At 42.8% G+C, this 24,428-nt stretch carries 10 protein-coding genes; all 10 read left to right on the forward strand.

The features are described from left to right. Positions 1-19 precede the first annotated feature (19 nt). Positions 20-484 (forward strand): PrgI family protein, encoded by a 465-nt coding sequence (locus tag V8Q34_RS01985; RefSeq protein WP_092073132.1) that lies wholly within the window; start codon positions 20-22, stop codon positions 482-484. Next, on the forward strand, positions 366-2,822 hold the full coding sequence (locus tag V8Q34_RS01990; protein ID WP_442893840.1) for a VirB4-like conjugal transfer ATPase, CD1110 family: 2,457 nt from the start codon (positions 366-368) through the stop codon (positions 2,820-2,822). The genes V8Q34_RS01985 and V8Q34_RS01990 overlap by 119 nt, the downstream gene beginning before the upstream one ends. A gap of 145 nt (positions 2,823-2,967) precedes the next feature. Further along, the gene (locus V8Q34_RS01995) at positions 2,968-5,769 is read left to right on the forward strand and encodes a CD1108 family mobile element protein (protein ID WP_335834906.1); all 2,802 of its coding nucleotides are present in this window, start codon (positions 2,968-2,970) and stop codon (positions 5,767-5,769) included. Between the two features lie 41 nt (positions 5,770-5,810). Then, positions 5,811-6,113, forward strand: coding sequence for a DUF4315 family protein (locus V8Q34_RS02000; protein ID WP_008688068.1), 303 nt, complete (start codon positions 5,811-5,813; stop codon positions 6,111-6,113). Further along, on the forward strand, positions 6,067-7,491 hold the full coding sequence (locus tag V8Q34_RS02005; protein ID WP_331490774.1) for a CD1107 family mobile element protein: 1,425 nt from the start codon (positions 6,067-6,069) through the stop codon (positions 7,489-7,491). The genes V8Q34_RS02000 and V8Q34_RS02005 overlap by 47 nt, the downstream gene beginning before the upstream one ends. Before the next feature lie 6 nt (positions 7,492-7,497). Continuing rightward, positions 7,498-9,570 carry a DNA topoisomerase 3 gene (locus V8Q34_RS02010; RefSeq protein WP_335834711.1) on the forward strand — a complete coding sequence of 691 codons (2,073 nt, stop codon included), beginning with the start codon at positions 7,498-7,500 and terminating at the stop codon, positions 9,568-9,570. Between the two features lie 69 nt (positions 9,571-9,639). Continuing rightward, complete coding sequence (locus V8Q34_RS02015; protein ID WP_335834712.1) at positions 9,640-15,933, forward strand: SpaA isopeptide-forming pilin-related protein; 6,294 nt, start codon at positions 9,640-9,642, stop codon at positions 15,931-15,933. An 82-nt stretch (positions 15,934-16,015) separates the two neighbouring features. Next, a complete protein-coding gene (locus tag V8Q34_RS02020; RefSeq protein ID WP_005344203.1) occupies positions 16,016-16,156 on the forward strand; it encodes a hypothetical protein in 141 nt (46 codons plus the stop codon). Positions 16,157-16,162: 6 nt separating this feature from the next. Continuing rightward, positions 16,163-17,251 carry a DUF5688 family protein gene (locus V8Q34_RS02025; protein ID WP_147603094.1) on the forward strand — a complete coding sequence of 363 codons (1,089 nt, stop codon included), beginning with the start codon at positions 16,163-16,165 and terminating at the stop codon, positions 17,249-17,251. Between the two features lie 68 nt (positions 17,252-17,319). Then, on the forward strand, positions 17,320-24,387 hold the full coding sequence (locus tag V8Q34_RS02030; protein ID WP_335834713.1) for a DEAD/DEAH box helicase family protein: 7,068 nt from the start codon (positions 17,320-17,322) through the stop codon (positions 24,385-24,387). Positions 24,388-24,428: the final 41 nt, after the last annotated feature.

The following is a 24,428-nucleotide window of genomic DNA, read 5'->3' on the forward strand; positions in this document are numbered from 1 at the left end:
CAGGAAAGGAGCGCATACCATGGCGTATGTACCAGTACCAAAAGACCTTACCAAGGTCAAAACAAAAGTAGCATTAAATCTGACAAAGCGGCAGTTGATTTTCTTTTCACTTGCCGCAGTTGTGGGAATTCCGTTTTATCTGTTCATGAGAAAACCAATCGGTTCCAGTATCGCTGCCATTTTGATGGTAACGGTCATGCTTCCGTTTTTCTTCATGGCGATGTATGAAAAAGACGGGCTTCCCTTTGAAAAAGTGGTGGCAAATATCATTCGACAGAAGTTTATCTGTCCGGCGGTAAGACCATATAAGACAGAAAATTTTTATCAGGAGATTTCCACCCTTGTAAAAAAGGAGGGTGTGCCGGATGGCAAAAAAGACAAAGCAGGAGGCTCAGCAGGAGCGTCTGTCCCTGGCGGAAAAAAGAAACCGTCAGGAAAGAAAAAACAAAAAAAGCAGAAAAGAAAGAGAACAGGAAAAGCGTAGGAAGAAACAGGAACGGGACCGTAGGAAACAGAAAAACATTCCTACAACTGCACAGCAGAGTATTCCGTATATTCGGATGCTGCAGGATGGTATCTGCCAGGTGACAAAGACCTTTTTCTCCAAGACAATTCAGTTTTATGACATCAATTATCAGCTTGCTTTAAATGAGGATAAGACCACGATATTTGAGAATTACTGTGATTTCTTAAATTACTTTGATTCTTCCATCAGTGTGCAGCTGTCCTTTATCAATCAGCAGGTGGATGTGGCAGAATTTGAGAAAAGCATCGATATTCCGGATCAGAACGATGACTTCAATGCCATTCGTGAAGAGTACCGTACTATGCTGAAAAATCAGCTTTCCAAAGGAAATAATGGTCTGGTAAAGACAAAATATATCACTTTTGGAATCGAAGCAGAAAGCCTGAAGGTGGCAAGACCAAGGCTTGAAAGAATCGAAACGGATATCTTAAATAACTTTAAGGTTCTGGGAGCACAGGCACATTCTTTGAATGGACTGGAAAGGCTGGAGATTCTGTATCATGTGTTCAACCAGGATCGGATCGAACCATTTAAGTTCCAGTATAAGATGCTGCCGGAAACTGGATTAAAAACTAAAGATTTTATTGCACCGACTTCCTTTAACTTTTCCAAGAATCAGACATTTTTGATGGGAAGAACGATGGGAAGTGTAAGTTACCTGCAGATTCTTGCACCAGAGCTGACAGACCGGATGCTTGCAGATTTCCTGGATGTAGATGACAGTATTAATGTCAACATCCATATCCAGTCTATTGACCAGAGTTCAGCGATCAAGATGATCAAGAGCAAGATTTCAGATTTGGATAAGATGAAGATCGAAGAGCAGAAGCGGGCAGTACGTTCCGGTTATGATATGGACGTGCTTCCATCGGACCTTGTAACCTATGGAGAAGAGGCGAAAAACCTGCTGGAAGATCTGCAGTCCAGAAATGAGCGAATGTTCCTTGTGACGGTTCTGGTTATGAATACCGCAAAGAAGCGGCAGAAGCTGGAGAATAATATTTTCCAGGTGCAGGGAATCGCACAGAAATATAACTGTTCTTTAAAACAGTTGGATTATCAGCAGGAAGCAGCACTCATGTCCTGTATTCCGCTGGGAGTCAATCGGATTGAAATTCAGAGAGGGCTTACCACATCTTCAACAGCGATCTTCGTGCCGTTTACGACACAGGAACTGTTTCAGGAAGGGGAAGCTCTTTATTATGGACTGAATGCATTATCCAATAACATGATCATGGTTGATCGGAAGCGTCTGAAGAACCCAAATGGACTGATTCTTGGTACACCAGGTTCCGGTAAGTCTTTCTCAGCAAAGAGGGAAATTACAAACTGCTTTTTGATCACGGAAGACGATATCATTATCTGTGATCCAGAAGCCGAATATTCGGCACTTGTGCAGGCACTGTATGGGCAGGTAGTTCGGGTTTCGCCAGTATCTGACCAGTATATCAATCCAATGGATCTGAACCTGAACTATTCCGAGGAAGATAATCCACTGTCACTGAAAGCAGATTTTATTCTGTCTTTGTGTGAGCTGATTGTTGGAGGAAAGAATGGACTGGAGCCGGTAGAAAAGACCATCATTGACCGCTGTGTACGGTTAGTATATCAGGAATATCTTGCCGATCCAGTGCCGGAGAAGATGCCAATCCTGGAGGATTTATACAACCTTCTGAGAAAACAGGAAGAGCCGGAAGCACAGCGACTGGCCACTTCGTTGGAAATCTATGTTACAGGTTCTCTGAATGTGTTTAACCATCAGACAAACGTGGATATTAATAACCGTATTGTCTGCTTTGATATCAAGGAACTTGGTAAACAGTTGAAAAAGATTGGGATGCTTGTCATTCAGGATCAGGTCTGGAACAGGGTAACAATGAACCGTTCTGCTCATAAGTCCACCAGATACTATGTGGATGAGTTCCATCTTCTTTTGAAGGAAGAGCAGACCGCAGCTTATAGTGTGGAGATATGGAAGAGATTTCGTAAATGGGGTGGTATTCCAACTGGAATCACCCAGAATATAAAAGATTTATTGTCTTCCAGGGAGATAGAGAATATATTTGAAAATTCAGATTTTATTTATATGCTGAACCAGGCTTCCGGAGACAGGCAGATTCTGGCAAAGCAGCTGAATATCTCACCAACCCAGCTGTCCTATGTAACCAACAGTAATGAGGGGGAAGGACTTCTGTTCTATGGAAATGTCATTATCCCATTTGTAGACAGATTCCCGAAGAATTCCCTCTATAAAATCATGACAACCCGCTTAGAGGAGACCTCTGAAGCAGGTTAAATCAAAGGAGAAAACAATGTTACGAGTAATTTCATATGTATTAACTTTTAGTGGCGGTGCTGTTTTCGGCATCGCTTTTCTCTGCTTATTGCAGGCAGGGAAAGGGTATCCGAAGAAGGAGGAGTAAGTAGTGGCAGAACAGAGAATGAAAGTCAGGGATAAGAAAGTCCAGAAGATGACAAAGGATGGTCTGGTAGAAGAAAACCTGACAGATAAATCTTCTGTTCGTGTCAGTAACCGTGCCAGTGATGTGCAGATGGGAAGAAAACAGGGGGAAAAAGAAGAACACCTTGTGGATAAGTCTCCCCGCCAGTCTGAACGGAGTGGGAAAAATATTCGTCCCTCTGTGCAAAAATCCAGGGATGCACCGGAACTGATGCGAACAGAGAACCAAAGTGAGGATTTTGGACAAAATAGAAAGCAACAAAACCGGAAAAGAATCCGTGCTGAAGTCGGAAAAGAATCCAGACTTGCAGAAAAATCCGAAGCCAGCCAGTCAGGGAGACTGAAAGAAAAACGTGCGGATCTTTCAGAAAACAGAGGAGACAGCCGGAGAAATCAGACAGGTGGCAGCAAAAAGCCAAAACAAAAACAGCGTTTGAAGTTTGCTTATGAGGAAACGGGTGCTTCTGTGAAAAATGATAAAGATATGGAGAAATTGAACCAGATGGATGCGGATGGAGTCAATTTCCGACATCAGAAACAAAAGGAAAAAGCCAAAAAGTTTTCTTATGAGGAAGCCAAAAAGAAGAAGGAAGCAAAGCAGCATTCCAAGAAGGCACAGGTCTATCAGGCAAATGATGGAGAAGCTCCTGGAAAGAAAAAATCCCGCCTGAAGTTTGGTGAAGGGGAATCTGTGAAAACAGAAAAAGCTTCTGTTGTCAAGAAAGCAGGAAGTGCAACTTCCGTAGCATTGCACCGTGAGATCAGCAAAAATGAAGACGATAATGCGGCGGTAGAAGGTGCCCATAAGTTAGAAGAAAGCGGCGAAGGTGTTTACCGGCTGGAACAGAGAAGTGCCAGACGCAGGAAACAGAGGGCATCCAGAAAAAGAAGCAGACTTGAAAGACAGGAAGAGAAACAGACACAGGCGGCAACCCGTCAGGAGCAGAAGAAACTGAAAAAACAGATTCAGAAGCAACAGATCAAACGGGATTATGCCAAAGCGAAGCGAAGTGAACAGACAGTAGGAACAGCTACAAAAGGTACGATTGATTATATCAAGAAGATTGGCGGCAAAGTCACCAACTTCTTTAAAGAAAACCGGAAGGTGTATATCAGTGTAGCAGTTCTGATCGGATTGATGTTTCTGATCATAACGAATGTCACGTCATGCTCTGCAGTGTTTTTACAAAATGTGATCACTTACACCGGAACCAGTTATCTGTCATCGGATCAGGCAATCCGGGAAGCGGAACTGTATTATACACAGCTGGAAGCTAATCTGCAGGAGCGGATCAACAACATGGAATCTGAAGAACCGGGACATGAGGAATACCGATATAACATCGGACCTATTGAGCATGATCCGTTTATCCTGATCAGTTATCTGTCAGCAAAGTATGAAGAATTTACCTTTGAACAGGTAAAGCCAGAACTGGATGCTCTTTTTGCATTGCAGTATCGGTTAGAAACAGAAGCAGTCAATGAGACTGTGACAGAGACAGCAACTGTAAGAGTTGGAGAATCTTTGGGACAAGTAGTGACCAGTGGATATTGTAACTGTCCGATCTGTTGTGGTGTTTGGAGCGGAGGACCGACTGCCAGTGGAGCATATCCAACTGCCAATCATACCTTAGCGGTAGATGCTTCCAATCCGTTTGTACCAATGGGAACAAAGGTAGTTATGAATGGTGTCGAATATATTGTAGAAGATACCGGAGCTTTCGCAAGATACGGTGTACAGTTTGATGTCTATTATGACAGTCATGCGGCAGCATCTGCACATGGACATCAGACATGGGAATGTTATCTGGCGGATGATAATGGAAGTCAGGAAGTGGAAGTGACCAGGACCAGAGATGTAGATGTACTGAATGTCACCTTAAATAGTGGAAACCTGATGTCAATCTGTCAGGAAAGGCTGGGATTTTTCCAGAAAGAACTGTTCAGTGCCTACAACGATACAAAAGGCAACTTGCAGATGTTTGCAACACCGGTTGATTTTAACTGGTATACCAGTGTGACCAGCTATTATGGATACCGGATTCATCCAATTTCAGGAGCAAATCAGCTTCATAATGGTATGGATATCGGAGCACCGGAGGGAACTAAAGTAATGGCAGGGCTGACCGGAACGGTTACAACTTCTGCTTATAACGACAGCTATGGCAATTATGTTGTGATCAAGGACAGTAAAGGCTATGAACTGCGGTATGCACATTTAAGCAGCCGGAGTGTATCAGAAGGTGCATCCGTCACGAAAGATGATGAAATTGGTCTTGTAGGAAATACTGGAAATTCCACAGGAAGCCATCTTCATATTGAACTTCTGAAAAATGGAGAGCGCTTAAACCCTATCTTTTATCTGGAAACTGGAGAAGGGGCAGGCTTTGGCGGCAATGAATACACCAGTGAAGCGGCACAGCGTTTGTTGAACGAAGCAGCGAGATATCTGGGAACACCGTATGTGTGGGGTGGATATTCTCCAAGTGGATTTGATTGTTCTGGATTTGTAAGTTACTGTCTGACAAACTCTGGTGTAAGGAATACAGGAAGATTGACTGCACAGGGACTGTATGATATTTGCACGCCGGTATCTCAGTCAGAAGCACAGCCGGGAGATTTGATCTTTTTTACAGGCACTTATGATGCAGGAGTTCCGGTAACGCATATTGGAATCTATGTAGGCAATGGTCAGATGATCCATTGCGGTCATCCGGTGCAGTACACGTCCATCAATTCACCATATTGGCAAAGCCATTTTTATGGATTCGGACGCTGGTAAAGAAAAAGGGCGGTGTAACAGCCGCCCGGAAAGGAGAAGAGATGAAAAGTCTTGAAAAAGCAACGGCTGACTATGAGAAAGCCAAGGAAAAAATGGAAGCATCCAAAGCCAGATATGAAGCAGACTTAAAGCGTTTCAAGGCTGCGGAGATTGCAAAAACAGAAGCGGAAAATCTGGAAATTGTAAGAATTATCCGTGCGATGGATATGAGTATTCCGGAATTGGAAGCTTTCAAAAAGAGAATGAAAAATGAACTGCCCGGCAGGGTAGAGATACAGAAGGAGGAAACAAAAGCCGATGATGAATCTGGAAAAAATGAAACAGAAGAAGAGAACAATTACTAAAAGCAGGGTAAAAAAGAGCTTGCTTGCAGCAACGACATTTCTTTGCCTGACAACACCTTTGCTCCAGACACAGACTGCTTATGCAGCTGAGAATACCGCACCTGCAATCACGATTGAGAAACCGGATGGCTGGAAACAGGGAGAAACAACCATTGCTGTTACGGTGGATGCCAGCCATATGTCGGAAGGTTTCTCAATAGCAAAGATTGAAGCAAAAGCAGGAAAAGATGGAAGCTGGCAGGATGTAACCGGAAGCGGAAGTATCACGATCACTGGAAATCAGACAGTGTATGTGCGTGTGACAGATGGTGAGGGGAAGGTCTATGAGCAGAATCGCTCTATTAAGTGTTATGACACGGAAAAGCCGACACTCTCTGCGTCCCTGACAGATGGTGTGCTGACGATTCAGGGGAATGATACAGTATCCGGGATTACTGCGGTAACAGTCAATGGCACCACTTATACAGACTTGAAGGATGGAATGCTGAGAGTGCAGCTGACACAGAAAGATTTTACTACAAAACAGATTGAGATTACGGTAACAGACGGTGCTGGAAATACTTCTGAAAAGTATGTGTTGCAGAATCCTTACTATGAATGGGCAAAGAAGCAGGCAGAGAAACAGAAAACTTCCAGTGACAGCAATGGTGCAATGGCAACTACGACCAGTGCAGATGCAACGGGAACTGAGAAAACAACGACTTCTCCGCTTCCGCAGGATGCACAGGCTTCTGAGCCGACAGATGCAAAAGGGACCGTGGATGATCGGACAGTAACAGGTATTGAGAAACAGCTTAATAAAGAAGGCGAGACGGCAGAATCCGTTACAAAAACAGCTACGGAAGGAACAAAAGAGTTTTATACCATTTCAACAAAGAGTGGTAAGATTTTCTATCTGATTATTGATAATTCAAAATCTCAGGATAATGTGTATTTCCTTACCGAAGTCAGTGAGAAAGATCTGATGAACTTCACACTTTCTAATTCAGTGACACTTCCGGAAGTAGATACTGTTTATGCAGAACCAGAGAAAAAAGCAGAGGAAGAAAAACCGGAAACGACAGAGTCATCCGAGAAAGATAAGGTAGAGGATGACATCCAGATGCCGGAAGATAAAAGTTCATTTGGAACGTATCTTTTGATCGTACTGGTTGCAGTCGGAGCTGCGGCAGGAGGATATTACTTCAAAGTCTATAAACCAAAGCATGAATATGATGACGAGGATGAGATGGAAGAGGATGAAGATGAATCCGAAGATTCAGAGTCAGAAAAACGGGAAGTAGACGATGCAGATGAGCAGGAAGAAAGTGCAGAACCGGAAATCCTGAGAGATGAAGATTTCAATGATGATGTACTGGAAGATGAAGAAGAGGAGTAGGAGTAAATGAAATTAGTGATTGCAGAAAAGCCATCGGTTGCGATGGCACTGGCTTCCGTGCTTGGAGCCAGAACAAGAAAAGATGGCTACGTGGAGGGAAACGGTTATATCGTTTCCTGGTGCGTAGGACATCTGGTGGGATTATGCGATGCATCGGAATACGATGAAAAATATAAAAAATGGAGATATGAGGATCTGCCGATTGTGCCGGAATGTTGGAAACACAAGATTTTGGAGGGCACAAAGAAGCAGTTCGGAATCTTAAAGAAACTGATGAGAGATTCCAAAGTAGATGAGGTGATCTGTGCTACTGATGCAGGACGTGAAGGAGAGTTAATCTTTCGCCTGGTGTATGAGCAGGCAGGATGCAAAAAGCCGATGAAGCGGCTCTGGATTTCTTCCATGGAAGAACAGGCAATTAAAGATGGATTTGCGTCATTAAAAGACGGTTCGTGTTATGACAGTCTCTATCAGTCAGCACTTTGCAGGGCAAAGGCAGACTGGCTGGTGGGAATCAATGCGAGCCGTCTTTTTTCCGTTCTGTATAACCAGAATCTGAAAGTCGGAAGAGTGCAGACACCAACACTTGCCATGATCGTGGATCGAAATCAGAAGATCAAGGAATTTACCAAAGAAAAATATTATATGGCTCATATCAAGTTTGATGATATGGATGCGGTTACAGAGCATTTTCAGAAAAAAGAGGATGCAGATAAAGTGGCTGCGGACTGCCTGGAGCGGATGTGCGAAGTGGAAAAGGATGATGTGAAAGAGAAGACGGTACGCCCTCCAAAACTCTATGATCTGACCACTCTTCAGAGGGAAGCAAACAGAATGTTTGGCTATACCGCACAGCAGACATTGGATGCCGTGCAGGAGATGTATGAGCAGAAGCTTGTCACTTATCCGAGAACAGACAGCCAGTATCTGACAGATGAGATGGGAGAAAGCACAGAAACTCTGATTCAGATGTTGCTTGGGAAAATGCCCTATGCCGAAGGGCTGGAATATCAGCCGGACGTGAGTAAGGTATTAAATTCAAAGAAAGTATCTGATCACCATGCAATTATCCCGACCATGGAAGTAGCAAAGGCAGATATAGGTAAACTGAAAGAACGAAACTGCAAGATTTTGTATCTGATCAGTGCCAGGGTACTGACAGCAACCGCAGATCCTTATATTTATGAAAGCCATAAATGCCAGATTACCTGTAATTATCATACGTTTTATCTCACGGCAAAGAAAACAAAGCAGGAAGGATTCAAGGCAATCGAAAATAAATTGAAACAGTTCTTTGGCGTAAAGATTGAGAAAGAAGAGCCGGAGCTGGATATCTGGGCTGGCAAGCATTACGGTCCTTGTGATTCTTTTGTATCGGAGCATTTTACACAGCCACCGAAACAGTACACAGAAGATACCCTGCTTTCTGCTATGGAACGTGCAGGAAATGAAGAACTGACCGAAGATACAGAGAAGAAAGGACTTGGTACTCCGGCAACAAGGGCAGCAATCATTGAAAAACTGATTCAGTCTGGCTTTGTGAAAAGAGAAAAGAAAAATCTGGTACCGACAGATGATGGCAATGTACTGATTACGGTTCTGCCGGATGAGATTAAATCTCCGAAGATGACAGCAGAGTGGGAAATGGCATTGAATCACATTGCCCAGAATACAGAGACAGCAGATGAATTCCTAAATGGGATTACAGAGCTGATGCAGGAACTGGTTGCCAGATATCAGGGAATTTCAGAAGAGAAGAAAAATCAGTTTCAGGGAAAAGCAAAAGGAGAAGTCATTGGCAAATGTCCCCGTTGTGGAGCTGATGTCCGGGAAGGAAAAGTAAACTTTTACTGTTCTGACCGGAATTGTGCTTTTACCTTGTGGAAGAATGATAAATTCCTTGCAAGCCAGGGGAAAAAGATGGATAAGACGACAGCAAAGAAGTTCCTGTCTAAAGGAAAAATCCATTATAAGGATCTGGTATCAAGAAAAACAGGGAGACAGTATGAAGCAACTGTGGAAATGGTTGATCCCGGCGAGGGAAATGTGCAGTTCAATCTGAGTTTTCCGCAACGATAAGTAGTGTATTGCAGGCAGTCTAAGGACTGTCTGTTTTAATACAAATATTATGAAAGAGAGGACCTTAGCATGAAGAAAAAAGGTAATTTTAGAAAAGTAGTATCTGGCTTGCTGGCAGGCATGACAATGCTTAGTACAGTGCTGTCTCCGATGACGGCATATGCAGCGGAGATCCGGCCAGAGGAAAAACCTCCACTTTATGAGAAAGTGAAAGACCTTCTGGATGAAGATGAGGTGGTGACTGCCAAAGATTATGAAATCGAAACAGGCAGTGTATTTGATGTGAAATCAGACTACACAGGACTGGAAATCAAGGATGATAACAAGGTCAAAGTCACATTTGAGGAAGCAAAGAACGAAAAGAATGAGGATTTTACGACAGATCATGCGGACACTTACAAAGCGGTCTATTATGTGGAACCGGTAAATCAGGAGCATCCGAAGTACCAGATCAGCCGAAAACTGATTGTGCGTGAGAAAGAAACAGAAGTACAGACAGAGGCGGCAGGGAGTGAAGCAGTGACTGAATCCGAAACAGCTGGCAGTGAACAGCAGACAGAAGAAGCGGAGGATTCAGAAGCAGAATCGGAGATTACCGATATTGACGCTGATGAATTTGATGATTTGGTAGAGCAGGCACAGAATCAGGATACCTATGATGAAGAATCAGGGTTAGAGCTTCATGATGTTTTGGAACAGGCAGGAGACGAAGGTGTGGATCTTGAGGCTATGGAAGAAGGAGAGATTGCAACATTTGAAGCAGTTTCGGCTTATTCAGCAAGAAGTACACAGCAGGTAACAATTGAAAAAGGACCACTGTATAGATATGCAGATTATAATCTTGGAACCTATCTGACAGAGCCGTACTATATCAGCTACGGAAGCGTCAGAGCAATTGCGTATTGTGTACAGCCAGCAAAGCCAGGACCTGGATCTGGAAATTATACAATTACAAAGATTGGAGACAATCAGGCGTTAGCAAAAGTGTGTTATTACGGTACAGATGCCGCAGGAAGCGAGAGTTTTTTCGCTAATAAACACACGGATTTTTCAGAAGGAAAAAGATTCATCATTATTCATATGGCTGCATCATATGCCAACGGAAGTAGTGATGCATTTTACGGAACCAATGCTACAGGAGAGGCTTTGGCAAAAGAACTCTATAATTATTGTGTGAATAAGCCGGAAATACCAGATGTAGCGATGTCATTTTCAAAGCCGGATGTAAAGGCTTATGTAGATGGAAATGTTCAGAGAACGGAGAACATTCAGTTCAACGCATCTTCCCAGCAGAAAATCACAATGGACTTACCAAAAGGAGTAAAGCTCCATAATGTATCTACTGGAAATGTAAGTGCGGCAGGTGCAAGCGTAACAATTGGAGGAGGAACCACGTTTTATCTCTCAGCTCCTCTGACACAGACAAGAGATGTAAGTGCTACTTTTTCTGCAAAAATGAAGGGAAGTATTACAAAAGATTATTCAGCATATAAATTGACTACGAATGCAAGTGTTCAGGATCTGGCATTTGTATTTGGAGAAGGTGTTGCTGATGAAAAATATGTAAGCTTAAAGGTGTCCTGGATTGAACAGGCTACGATCGAAATCGTAAAGAAAGACGATACAGCGGATGTCAATCTTGCAGGTGCAGTATTCGGTGTATACAGCGATGAGGCTTGTACAAAGCTGATCACTCAGATGCCGGCAACAGATAAGAATGGAAAATCTTCTGTTACGATCATCAAGACACAGGATACTGTTTATCTGAAAGAGATCACAGCACCACAGGGATATGTAGTAAATGCAACGGCAACAAATGTAAAACTGGTAGCAAGTAAGACCTCAGCTGTAACCGTGGAAAATAAGGAACAGCTGGCAGAGCTTACCATTTACAAAGAAGGACAGGTTCTGACCGGAGCAGAGGTCAGTGAAAATGGAACGGTATTTCAGTATGAAAACCGCAGACAGAAAAATGCAGTGTATAACGTGTATGCCGGGGCAGATATCGTAACTGCTTATGGTACAAAAGTGTACAGCAAAGGTGACCTTGTAAAAGAAAACCTGACAACAGGTGAGAATGGTTCTGTCACACTGAAAAACCTGCATCTTGGAACCTACGTGGTAAAAGAAACAAAAGCACCGGACTCTTTCTATAACGGCAGCGAAGAAAAGTCAGTGACTCTAACTTATGCTGGTCAGAACAAAGAAGTTGTATTTGCAGATGTGACTTTTAACAACGAGAGACAGAAAGCAGATGTTTCTGTAGTAAAACAGGATAAAGACACCAAGAAACCACTGAAAGGCGGTATTTTTGCTCTGTATGCATCCGATGATATTAGAAATGCAGACGGAACCGTTGTTGTGAAAAAAGGAACACTGATTGAGAAAGCAACTACTGGAGCAGATGGAACTGCAAAATTCACAGCAGATCTTCCGATTGGATATTCCTATTCTGTAAAGGAAGATCAGGCGCCGGAAGGCTATGTAAGAAATACAGAAGATGTGTATACGTTCAAGTTTTCTTACACCAATGATAAAGAAGCAACCGTATCATTTGCCCATACCTTTAGCAATGACCGTGTGACAGCAAAGATCAATTTATTCAAAGTTGATAAAGAAACAGGAAAAGCAGTACCACAGGGAGATGCCACACTGAAAGGTGCAGTTTATGGACTGTATGCCCGTGAAGATATCGTGTACCCGGATGGAGCAACGGGAACTATTTATAAAGCAGGAGAGCAGGTAGCTTCTCTTACAACAGATGACAAAGGACAGGCTTCTGTAAATGGCTTATATCTTGGCAAATATTATGTCAAAGAGATTACTCCGCCGACCGGATACCTAGCAGATGCAGAAGAGCATGATCTTACATGCAGTTATGAAGGAGATATGACAGCAGAAGTAAAAAGAGAGTGCACTTCCAGTGAGCAGGTCATTAAGCAGCCATTTCAGATCATCAAAGCAGCCAACAATGGAAAGACCGATGCAGATCTGTTATCCGGAGCGGGATTCACAGTTTATCTGAAATCTTCCCTTACAAAGAAAGCAGATGGAAGCTACGACTTTGATTCTGCAAAACCTGTAGTGAGTGGAGAAAATGGAGCAACTGAGATTTTCACAGATGAAAAAGGTTATGCCTGCAGTATTCCATTATCATTTGGAAGCTATATCGTGCGTGAGACAACAACACCGCACAATTACAAGCCAGTTGATGATTTTGAAGTGAATATCACAGAGCATCATCCAAATGAGCCACAGATCTGGCGAGTGCTTCTGGATGAAGAGTTTAAGGCAAAACTGAAAATCGTGAAAAAAGACGATGAAACAAAGAAATCCGTCCTGATTGCAGGAACAGAATTTAAGGTATATGACCTGGATAATAAAAAGTATGTGGAACAGGTAACAACTTACCCAGTGACAACAACCCATAAGTCCTATTTTACGGACAGTCAGGGGTATCTGATCATGCCGAAGAATCTGAAGATCGGACATTACCGGATTGAGGAAGTCAACGCACCGGAAGGGTACACAATCAACAAGAATTATGTAGAGATTGCAGTGGATGCAAACACAGCATACCAGATGGATTCTGAAAGCGGAGATGCCATTATTACGGTAGATTACGAGAACCATCCGGTAAAAGGAAAGCTGACGATCTATAAAAAAGGTGAGATGCTGACCGGATTCAAGAAGGATTTTGTTTATGAAGAAAGATACCTGAAGGGTGCAGAATTTAATGTCTATGCAGCTGAAAATATTTATACACCGGATTACCAGAAAGATGAAAACAGAAACAGACAGCTGATCTATGCAAAAGATGCACTGGTAACAACGGTAACGACTGGGGAAGACGGAAAAGCAGTTGCTGATAACCTGCCGCTTGGTTCTTACTATGTGGTAGAAGAGACTGCACCGGAAGGATTTGTCCTGAACCATGACAGATCAGAAGTCGCATTTGTCTATGCCAATCAGGATACACCGGTGATTGAACAAGAAGTGACTGTTGGCGATGACCGACAGAAAGTTGCGATTCAGGTAGAAAAACAGGATGCAGAAAATGGTGCAACCGTAGCAGGAGCTGTCTTTGGTATCTATAACAAAGCGGATATCAAGGCAGATGGAAAAGTAATCGTGAAAGTAGACACACTCTTACAGGAAATGACCTCTGATAATAATGGTCTTGCAGTATGTACGCTGGATCTGCCACTTGGACAGTATTATGTGAAAGAGTTAAAAGCACCGGCTGGATTTGTGTCCTCTGATGAAGTTCTGAATCTGGATGCTTCTTACCAGGGACAGGATGTGAAGACAGTAAAACTGAAAACAGTGAAAAAGAACCAGCCAACAACAGTAGAAATTACGAAATCTGATGTAACAACAGGTGTGGAACTGGATGGGGCAAAACTCACCGTTCTTGATAAAGAAGGAAATGTTGTGGATCAGTGGACTTCTGTAAAAGATCAGCCACATGTGATCAAACGACTGACAGTTGGTGAGGAATACACTCTTCGTGAGGAAATGGCACCTTATGGTTATCTGAAAGCAATGGATGTGAAGTTCACGCTGGAAGATACCGAAGAGATTCAGAAAGTAGAGATGAAAGATGAAGTACCGACAGGACTTCTGATCATCAACAAAAATGGAGAGTTTTTGGATAAAGTGACATTTCTGGACAATGTAAAAGGTACTGTGGAGCATCTCTTTGAATATGTAACTGGAAGTCTTACAGATGTAACTTTCGATGTATTTGCTGCGGAAGATATCAAAGCGGCAGATGGTGTCAGCGAAGATTATTTTAAAGCAGATGAAAAAGTGGGAACCATTACCACAGATTCTAATGGTATTGCACAGATGGGAGATCTCCCGGCTGGCAAGTACTATGTGAAGGAAGTAAAAACAGCCCATGGTTATGTGCTGGACAAAGAGCCGAGATATGTTGACCTTTCCTATCGTGATCAGGATACACCAGTTATCACTTATGATGAGAAATGGCAGAATGCCCGTCAGAAAGTAAAGGTTACGGTTCTGAAGAAAGAAAAAGATACAGAACGTGTTCTTGCAGGTGGTGTCTTCGGTCTTTATACCAGTGAAGATATCAAAAATGCAAAGGGTGAGGTACTCCTTGAGAAGGAAAGTCTGATCGAGCAGCGAGTAACGGATGAAAAAGGACAGATTACTTTTACGGCAGATCTTCCGATAGACGGAAAATACTATGTGAAAGAGATCTTTGCACCGGACGGATTTGTTACAACAGATGAAGTACAGGAGTTTACCTTTGAATATGCCGGAGAAGACCAGGCAGAAGTAAGCTACGACTTTACTTTTGAAAATCAGCCAACCACAGTGGAGTTGTCCAAAACAGACCTGACAACAGGTAAAGAACTTCCAGGTGCACACCTGAAAGTGACGGATTCAGATGGCAATACAGTAGATGAATGGACTTCTACGGAGGAATCCCATGTGATCAAAGAACTGGTTGTTGGTAAGGAATACACCATGACAGAGACAAAACCGGCAGATGGATATGTCACTGCAGAAAGTATTACTTTCACAGTAGAGAATACAGCAGAGGTTCAGAAGCATGAGATGAAAGATGATGTGACAAAAGTGCAGATCAGTAAGACGGATATCACAGGAGAAACTGAGATTCCAGGTGCAAAACTGACGGTTCTTGACAAAGACGATCAGGTAGTAGAGAGCTGGACTTCCACAGAGGAAGCACACTATATCGAAAAACTGCCAATCGGTAAATATACCTTACGTGAAGAGCTGGCACCGAAAGGATATCTTCTGACATCTGATGTGACATTTGAGGTGAAAGATACCGGAGAAATCCAGAAAGTGGCTATGAAAGATGATACTGCCAAGGGAAAAGTGATTCTCAATAAGACAGATAAATCGTCAGGAGAACCACTGAAAGGGGTAGAATTTGAACTCCGTGACAGCAAAGGAAAAGTTCTGGAAACCTTAAAGACAGATGCTGCCGGTCATGCAGAGAGTAAGCTGTATGAGAGTGCCACATTTAAGAACGGCAAATATGATACCGCTATCAAGTATTATCTGGTGGAAACAAAGACACTGGACGGATACACACTGGATCAGACCAGGCATGAAGTGACATTTGCCTATGCAGATGACAGTACACCAGTTGTAGAAGTTACCTTTAATCTGACAAATGAGAAACCGGAAGTTCCAGAAACACCGAACACACCGGATACACCACAGTCCCATGAAGAGACAAAGGTATCAAATGCACCAAAAACAGGTGACAGCACGAATATTTGGCTGCCGATTCTGCTTCTGGTAATCTCCACAGGAGGTATGGCAGGACTTTATATCTGCAGAAAAAAGAAAAGCAAATAAGGAAACCAACGGTTATGATTGGGAGCTTCTATTTGAGGCTCCCTTTTTCATACAAAAAAATCACAGAAAGGAATAAAAAACTATGATGAAAGCAATGGAAAAAAGACAGGAAGCACGAAAAAACCAGGAGAAAACTTTAAAGAGAATGATGGCTTATCAGAAGAAAGCCGAGCAGATGGTCAGCAGAAAAAGAATGAACCATCACATGATCAGAAAGGGGTAAAAGCGTATGATGAACAGAAAAGAATTTTATGAATATGTCAAAGACAATGTAAAGGAGTATCTGCCAGAGTCTTATAAGGACGCAGAAATTAAACTGCAGGAAGTAGAAAAAAACAACGGGTTGAAGTTGACAGGTATTACGATTCCAAACGGAGATCAGAGAATCGTACCGACAGTCTATCTGGATTCCCTCTACCAGGAATATATTCATGGAAAAGATGTAGACTCTTGTGTTGGCGATGTGGCTGATATGCGTATTGAGGCACAGGGAAAAGCAGAATTTTTTGATATGGGAGTTCCGGATATTCTTGATTATGAAAAGATGAAGGACAAATTACAGGTGAGAATTTGTGATAAGGAATGGAATACCGATCTTCTTGCAGATAAAGTAGTCACAGAACACGGAGATTTTGCAGCTTATTATGCAGTAAATCTGGAGGAAAATGGAGAAGGGATCAGCAGTATTCCGGTAACTGTTTCTCTGATGAACGAGTGGGGAGTATCTGCCGAACAGATTCAAGCGGATGCGATGGTGGCAGACCGAAAACGTGGTGTCACACTTATGGATATGAATGAGATTATCAAATCTATGATTTTTGGTGAAGAACCAGAAAACCTGCTGAATGAAAAAATGGATATGGAAGCCATGGAAAACCCAATGTTCTGTCTGACAAACAAAGCTAAGATGAATGGAGCTTCCCTGTTACTGCAGGAAGATATTCGTAAACAGATTGGGGAATGCCTGGGAAGTGATTACTTTGTCATCCCATCTTCCATTCATGAAGTGCTGATTCTTCCTGATAACGGCATTTTTCAGGTTCCGGAATTAAATGCGATGGTACAGGAAGTCAATGAGACAAAGGTGGAGAGACAGGAGCAGCTTTCCGATAAAGTTCAGTTTTGTGATGGGAAAACGGCAGTTATGGAAAATGCTGAGCGTAGGGAAGCTCGTTTGGAGAAAGAAAAAGCAGCCGAAAAAGCGGAAGTAAAAGGTGGAATCCATGGAAGACTGGAGAAAGCTAAGGCAGAAATCAAGGCAAAAGAGGGAGACAAAGTGCCAAAGAATAAGTCAAAAGAGCTTGCCACAGCATTATAAAGAGTAACAACGATGATTTTAAGGGGACTGTGCTAAGCAGTCCCTGATTTTATGAAAAGGAGTAGCGCATGGCAAATAAATTATATGCAATGGAACAGCTGACGGAAGAGGTGGCAAAAGATGTAGCTGCCAGTCCGCAGGAATGGATGCGGTTCCTAAACACTGCATCCAGACTGTACAAATACACTTTTCCAGAACAGCTTTTAATTTATGCACAGCGACCGGAAGCAACTGCCGTAGCATCCATGGAAATCTGGAATCAGAAGATGTACCGCTGGATCAAAAAGGGATCCAAAGGGATTGCCTTGATTGACAATACTTCCGGACCGAAAACGAAACTTCGGTATGTATTTGATGTGCAGGACACTTATAAAGTGCGGAATCTTGGAAAGGATCCTCAGTTATGGAATCTTCCGGTGGAAGGAGAACAGCTGGTGGCAGATTATCTGCAGGAGCAGTTATCACTGGAAGATACAGAAGGAGGACTTGCTGAAAGTCTGCATCAGGCAGCGAAGGAGAGTATGCAAGAATGGCTTCCAGATGCATTGGAAGAACTGAGACTGGACGTAACAGGGACATTTCTGGAAGAACTGGACGAACAGAATCAGGAAGTCGAATTTCGGGAACTGATGACCAATAGTGTCTGGTATGTATTACTAAACCGGTGTGGACTGGATGCACAGGAATATCTGGATGCAGAGGATTTTCGGCATATAACGGACTTCAATCAGCTGAAAGTATTAGGACATCTGGGAAGTGCAGTCAACGAGATCAGCAGACCAGTCCTGATGCAGATTGGACGATATGTTCTGAATGATCTGGAAAATGACCTGAAAACGGTTGCAAAAGAAAAAGAAGTAGTCTATAATGAATTTAACGCGTTAATTCGTGAAAGTAGCACAGATAACACAGAAGATAGAGAAGAAAAAAAGGAGGAAGCAGACTATGAGAGAGATCAGTTACAGCCAGAACGGAGAGTATCAGATTCCAGATATCAGCCTAGAAGAGACGAGAGGAACCATCGGGAAGTACGGAATGATGAGGAAAGAGTATCTGAGAAACCACAAGGTAGCCAGGTTCAACATTCTGACACTGCAGAACCGTCTGGACAGTCATCTGATGGAGATCGACAGCCAGGCAAGGCAGAGAGTAGACAACCTGATGATCGAACTTCTGGAGAAAGATCCGGCACCGGACAAGATGGCAGACACAATGGCGTGGACCAGACACATGAACCAGATCAAGGCACAGGCAGAGGAGCTGGTAATTCAGGAGATTATTTACAGTTAAGCCTGTTCCCAACAGAAGAGGAACAGTTAGGAGAAATAAGGAAAGCGGCAGCTGCATTGGAACAGCCAGCCGCTTTTCTTATTTCCGATGAAGTGGTAAATGATATTCTCCGCACGGGAAGCGGACAGAAAAATACACTGTTTCATATTACAGCAAGACTGATTGAAGGTCTGGATAATGAAGAAATGCGGAGTTTTCTGAAAGATGAATATGGAACTGGTGGCAAAGGATTTACCATAGATGGTCAGAAAATCAGTATCTGGTATGACAATGATGGCATCCGTATCCGGCGAGGGGACTCTGCCAGAAGAAACTTTGACCGCATGGTTACGTGGGAAGAAGCAGCGAACAGAATTCGGGATATGTATGAGGATGGAAATTACGTGGATAATTTGATTTCCAATAATGCCATTGAACAGGAGCAGGAAGAAATGACCAATCTTCTTGCACTTCATTTTCGGGATACTTGCAGAAACTGGGAAAAGAAACAATCATATTCAGACTGGCAGGATGTAGTGAGTGGAGCATGGACAGATCAAGAGGAAGCAGATGCGATTGTCTATCGTTTTGAATGGCTGCAGAAATATATGGATGAGAATCCGGGAGATTATCACCGCTGGGAGATTCAGCATAATCCGGAATATTTCCAGCGTTATAAAGATCTCCAGAGGGAGCGTTCCTGGGTGGATCAGCAATTCAAGGTAGAGCGACCGGCTCTATCCTTTATCACACAGGATGAAATTGATGCAGTGTTAAGAAGAGGCGGTATTACTGCCGGAGGACGTAACCGAATCTATGAGTATTTCATGGAGCACCATGATATGAAAGATGCAGCTGAGTTCCTGAAAAATGAATATGGAACAGGTGGTTCTTCACCCGGAATACCAGGAGCAGATGCTTCTGACGCATCCCATGATGCAAAAGGATTAAAACTTGCAAAAGGGAAAATTGGCAGTCCAGAGGTAGAAGTTTTATTAAAGTGGAACAAGGTTGCAGAACGTGTTCGCCAGTTAATCCGCACAGATGATTATTTGTCACCGGAAGAAATGGAAAAGTACGAAGAACGACAGGAAGCACAAAGACTGGCAGACCTGGAAGAAGCACAGCAGATGTTAGGAGAACAGCTGGAACAGGATACTTTTACAGCGGAAGATATAACGGATCTGCGACTAGTTGATTCAGAATATATGTCCGGTACCAGAACAAAAATCTATGATTTTGCTTGCAAAGTTAAGGGAGAAGAGAATCGACTTCAATACACATTAGAATATCATGATGATGGAGAAGGTTTCACGATTCATACGGAAAAAGATGATATTTGGGAGCGAATGTCAACACAAGAATTGGAACGTCTGGATGTAAAACTTGGACAAGAAGTACTTTATTATCATTATCACAACAAAACAGTAAATGCGGATACCTTAGATAAATTACGGGAAATCAAGGAAGAAATCATGGAGGAAGAGTCTTCCTATTTTACTGCTATTTCTAAACGTGTGTGGACAGATTATGATAAAAAAGAAAAAGAACTGTCGGGAGAAGTTGAGGTATCGGAAGAAAAAGAATCATTGGAAGAGATTAACGGAATAGCAGAACTGATTCCAGCAACGAACTTCCATATCACAGATGATGAACTTGGACAGGGAACACCGAAGGAGAAATTCCGAGCCAATATTATGGCTATTCAGCTGTTAAAAAAATGTGAGGATGAGAACCGCAATGCGACACCAGAGGAACAGGAAATCTTATCCAGGTACGTCGGCTGGGGAGGTCTTGCAGATGCATTTGATGAGACAAAATCTGCATGGGAGACAGAATATCTGGAATTAAAGACCGTCCTTACACCGGAAGAATATGCTGCAGCCAGAGCTTCCACATTAAATGCTCATTATACACAGCCGATTGTGATTGAAAGTATGTATCAGGTGTTGGAGAATCTGGGATTTACAAAGGGAAATATCCTGGAGCCATCTATGGGAGTCGGGAACTTCTTTGGAAAGCTTCCGGAGAATCTAAACCAGTCCAAACTCTATGGAGTGGAACTGGACAGCATCAGTGGTAGAATTGCTAAACTTCTCTATCCAGATGCCAATATCCAGATCAAAGGCTTTGAGAAGACGGATTATCCCAATGATTTCTTTGACGTGGCAATCGGAAATGTGCCATTCGGTGCATATAAGGTCAATGACCGTCAGTATGACCGCTACAATTTTATGATTCATGATTACTTTCTTGCCAAGACTATAGATCAGTTACGTCCAGGTGGTGTAGCTGCGTTGATCACAACAAAGGGAACTATGGATAAGGCATCACCGGAAGTCCGGAAATATTTGGCAGAGCGTGCAGACTTGCTGGGGGCAATCCGACTGCCGAACACAGCTTTTAAGGCAAATGCAGGAACAGAAGTCAGTGCTGATATTTTGTTTTTCCAGAAGCGTGAGAGTTTCACAAAAGAGATGCCAGACTGGGTGAATTTGGAGAGTGATGCAAAAGGGATTACCATTAACAAGTATTTTGTTCAGCATCCGGGAATGATTCTTGGTGAGATGAAAGAAGTGTCCGGTCCGTATGGTATGGAAACAACCTGTGCTCCAATGGAAGGAGCTGTTCTGGAATTACAGTTACAAGAAGCTGTAAAACACATCAAGGGAAGCATGGTAGCGGCAGTAGATATAGAGGCAGAACTGGATGAGATGCCAGAGAGTATTCCGGCAGATCCGAATGTCCGAAATTACAGCTATACGGTGGTAGATGATCAGGTATATTACCGTGTCAATTCTTTGATGAATCAGGTGAAAATGCCTGCAGCCACTGCAGAACGTGTAAAAGGCATGGTTGCAATCCGTGATACCGTTCGTGAACTGATCGCCATGCAGATGGAAGAATTTGTCACAGACGAAGAAATCCAGAAACAGCAGAAAAAACTGAATCAGGTGTATGATACCTACACAGCAAAGTATGGAGTTATTGGAAGTAATGCTAACAAACGTGCATTTTCTGATGACTCTTCTTATTGTCTGCTGTGTTCCCTGGAAGACTTGAATGAAGATGGAACATTGAAGCGGAAAGCGGACATGTTCACCAAACGAACCATTAAAAAGGCGGTCGCTGTGACAAGTGTGGAGACAGCCACAGAAGCACTTGCTCTGTCCCTAAATGAAAAGGCTAAAGTAGATCTTCCATATATGGCACAGTTGACCGGAAAGACCGAAGAGAAAATCACAGAAGAGCTGGTTGGAGTTATCTTCAAAAATCCACTGACAGACCAGTGGGAAAGCGGAGATGAATATCTCTCCGGAAATGTTAGGGATAAATTAAATATTGCAAGAACTTTTGCAGAGAATCATCCAGAATTCACACCGAATGTGCGTGCATTGGAGGCAGTTCAGCCAAGAGATCTGGAAGCATCGGAGATTGAAGTGCGTATTGGAGCCACCTGGATTGAACCTTCGGATTATCAGGATTTTATGGTGGAACTGCTTCATACACCGAGGTATCTTGCACAGAAGGAAATACAGGTAAAATTCTCTGAGGTAAATGGTGAGTGGAGGATTACAGGAAAGAACGCCGACAGTCCAAGAAATGCGTTTGCCTATGCAACGTATGGAACGGAGAGAGCAAATGCCTACCGGATTCTGGAAGATACCTTGAATCTAAAAGATGTTAGAATCTATGATAAAGTTGTAAATGAAAATGGGGATGAAGTGCGAGTTTTGAATAAAAAAGAAACTATGTTGGCATCACAAAAGCAGGATGCCTTAAAGGCTGCATTCCAAGATTGGATTTTTAAGGATCAGCAGAGGAGAGAAAGACTGGTAAGCGTGTACAATGAACGTTTTAATAGTATCCGTCCCCGTGAATACGATGGAAGTCATCTGACTTTCCCAGGGATGAATCCGGAAATAGAACTTCGACCGCATCAGAAAAATGCAGTCGCACATCAGCTATATGGTGATAATGTGCTTCTTGCTCATGTGGTAGGTGCTGGGAAGACCTACGAAATGGTAGCGGCGGCAATGGAGAGCAAACGTCTGGGATTATCTCAGAAAAATCTTTTTGTAGTTCCGAACCATCTGACAGAGCAGTGGGGAGCTGAGTTCCTACAGCTATATCCAGGGGCGAACATTCTGGTAGCAACCAAAAAAGATTTTGAACCGGCAAACCGGAAAAAGTTCTGTGCCAGGATCGCTATGGGAAACTATGATGCCATTATTATCGGTCATTCTCAGTTTGAGCGTATTCCAATCTCTGATGAGAAACAAGAAGCCATGCTTCAGAGGCAGATTGATGATCTGGAAATGGCAATCCAGAGTGCAAGATATGAACAGGATGGTGGACGTTATACCGTCAAACAGATTGAAAAGACAAGAAAAACACTGCAGACAAGGCTGGAGAAACTGAATCAGAAAGAGAAAAAAGATCAGGTAGTTACTTTTGAAGAACTGGGAGTGGATCACTTGTATGTAGATGAAGCACACAGCTATAAAAATGCGTTTCTTTATACAAAAATGAGAAACGTAGCCGGGATTGCACAGAACGAAGCACAGAAATCCGCAGATATGTTCAATAAATGTCAGTATCTGGATGAGATTACCGGAGGAAAAGGCATTACCTTTGCTACGGGTACACCAATCAGCAATAGTATGACGGAATTATATGTTATGCAGCGGTATCTGCAGAACAGCAAATTACAAAATATGGGACTTGGACTGTTTGATTCCTGGGCCTCCACCTTTGGCGAGGTAGTCACGAGCATTGAGCTTGCACCGGAAGGAACAGGCTACCGTGCAAAATCAAGATTTGCAAGATTTTATAATATTCCGGAACTGATGAATATGTTTAAGGAGATTGCAGATATCAAGACTTCCGATCAGTTAAAACTTCCTGTGCCGGAAGCAGAATATGAAACAGTGGTGCTGAAACCAACGGAACAGCAGAAAGAAATCGTAGAAAGTCTGGGGGAACGTGCAGAAGTTGTCAGAAGCGGAGGGGTAGATGCCTCAGTTGATAATATGCTGAAACTTTCCTATGCAGAGGTTAAAGCACTGGCAACTGGAAATCCGGCAGTAAAGGAGAAGATGGCACTGGACGTGTATGTGGCAAAGCTGAAACTTTTAAAAGCCAATCACATGAATAACCAGTATCGTTTGGAAGATGATATTGTAAGGAATTTTCCGCAACAGATTGCAAAACTGACAGAAATCATTGACAGCTACAAGGCAGACATCGCTCATTACTCAGAGCATAAAATCACAGATCCAGAGCAGTTTACTATGGAGATTGGCGGCAAAGAGTTCACAGAAAAGAAAGAGGCAGGAGCAGCACTTCTGGCGGTATGTAAAGATATTAAAGCTGTAGATGCTGCGATGGATATCGGAAACTATCAGGGATTCAATATGAGGATTCAGTTTGATGGATGGAGTAAAGAATTTATTCTATCTGTCAAACATGAGGCTGTCTCGAAAGTTCATCTTGGAGCAGATGCACTTGGAAATATTACTCGTATCAACAATCTGTTGGACAGTTATCCAGAGAAGCTTTCAGAAGCACAACAAAGACTGGAAACAGTATATGAACAGCTTGCAAATGCAAAAGAAGAGGTTGGAAAGCCATTTCCAAAAGAAGAGGAGTTGAACCAGAAACTGGAGCGACTGTCAGAATTAAATGCATTGCTCAATATGGATGAACGGGAAGATGCAGAAACAGAGGTGTCTGAATCAGATGAGAAAGAAGAAAGACCGACACGTGGTTCTATCCATGAAAAACTGCAGATTTATAAAGAAAAGAGTCAGCGGGAAAGTGAAACTGGCAAGGAAAACAGAAAACGGGACTTCGGTCTGGAATAAATAAACAGGAAAGATGGCATAATTTGGTAGAAGAAGGTTCT

Origin of the sequence: Blautia sp. JLR.GB0024 (assembly GCF_037000545.1) — a bacterium.
Lineage (GTDB): Bacteria > Bacillota > Clostridia > Lachnospirales > Lachnospiraceae > Blautia > Blautia celeris.

Excerpts from the sequence above, each read along its gene's own strand:
- V8Q34_RS02020 (WP_005344203.1), top strand. The coding sequence starts at position 16,016 with ATGATGAAAGCAATGGAAAAAAGACAGGAAGCACGAAAAAACCAGGAG.
- V8Q34_RS02025 (WP_147603094.1), top strand. The coding sequence starts at position 16,163 with ATGATGAACAGAAAAGAATTTTATGAATATGTCAAAGACAATGTAAAG.
- V8Q34_RS02005 (WP_331490774.1), top strand. The coding sequence starts at position 6,067 with ATGATGAATCTGGAAAAAATGAAACAGAAGAAGAGAACAATTACTAAA.
- V8Q34_RS02010 (WP_335834711.1), top strand. The coding sequence starts at position 7,498 with ATGAAATTAGTGATTGCAGAAAAGCCATCGGTTGCGATGGCACTGGCT.
- V8Q34_RS01990 (WP_442893840.1), top strand. The coding sequence starts at position 366 with ATGGCAAAAAAGACAAAGCAGGAGGCTCAGCAGGAGCGTCTGTCCCTG.
- V8Q34_RS02030 (WP_335834713.1), top strand. The coding sequence starts at position 17,320 with ATGGCAAATAAATTATATGCAATGGAACAGCTGACGGAAGAGGTGGCA.
- V8Q34_RS01995 (WP_335834906.1), top strand. The coding sequence starts at position 2,968 with ATGAAAGTCAGGGATAAGAAAGTCCAGAAGATGACAAAGGATGGTCTG.
- V8Q34_RS01985 (WP_092073132.1), top strand. The coding sequence starts at position 20 with ATGGCGTATGTACCAGTACCAAAAGACCTTACCAAGGTCAAAACAAAA.
- V8Q34_RS02000 (WP_008688068.1), top strand. The coding sequence starts at position 5,811 with ATGAAAAGTCTTGAAAAAGCAACGGCTGACTATGAGAAAGCCAAGGAA.
- V8Q34_RS02015 (WP_335834712.1), top strand. The coding sequence starts at position 9,640 with ATGAAGAAAAAAGGTAATTTTAGAAAAGTAGTATCTGGCTTGCTGGCA.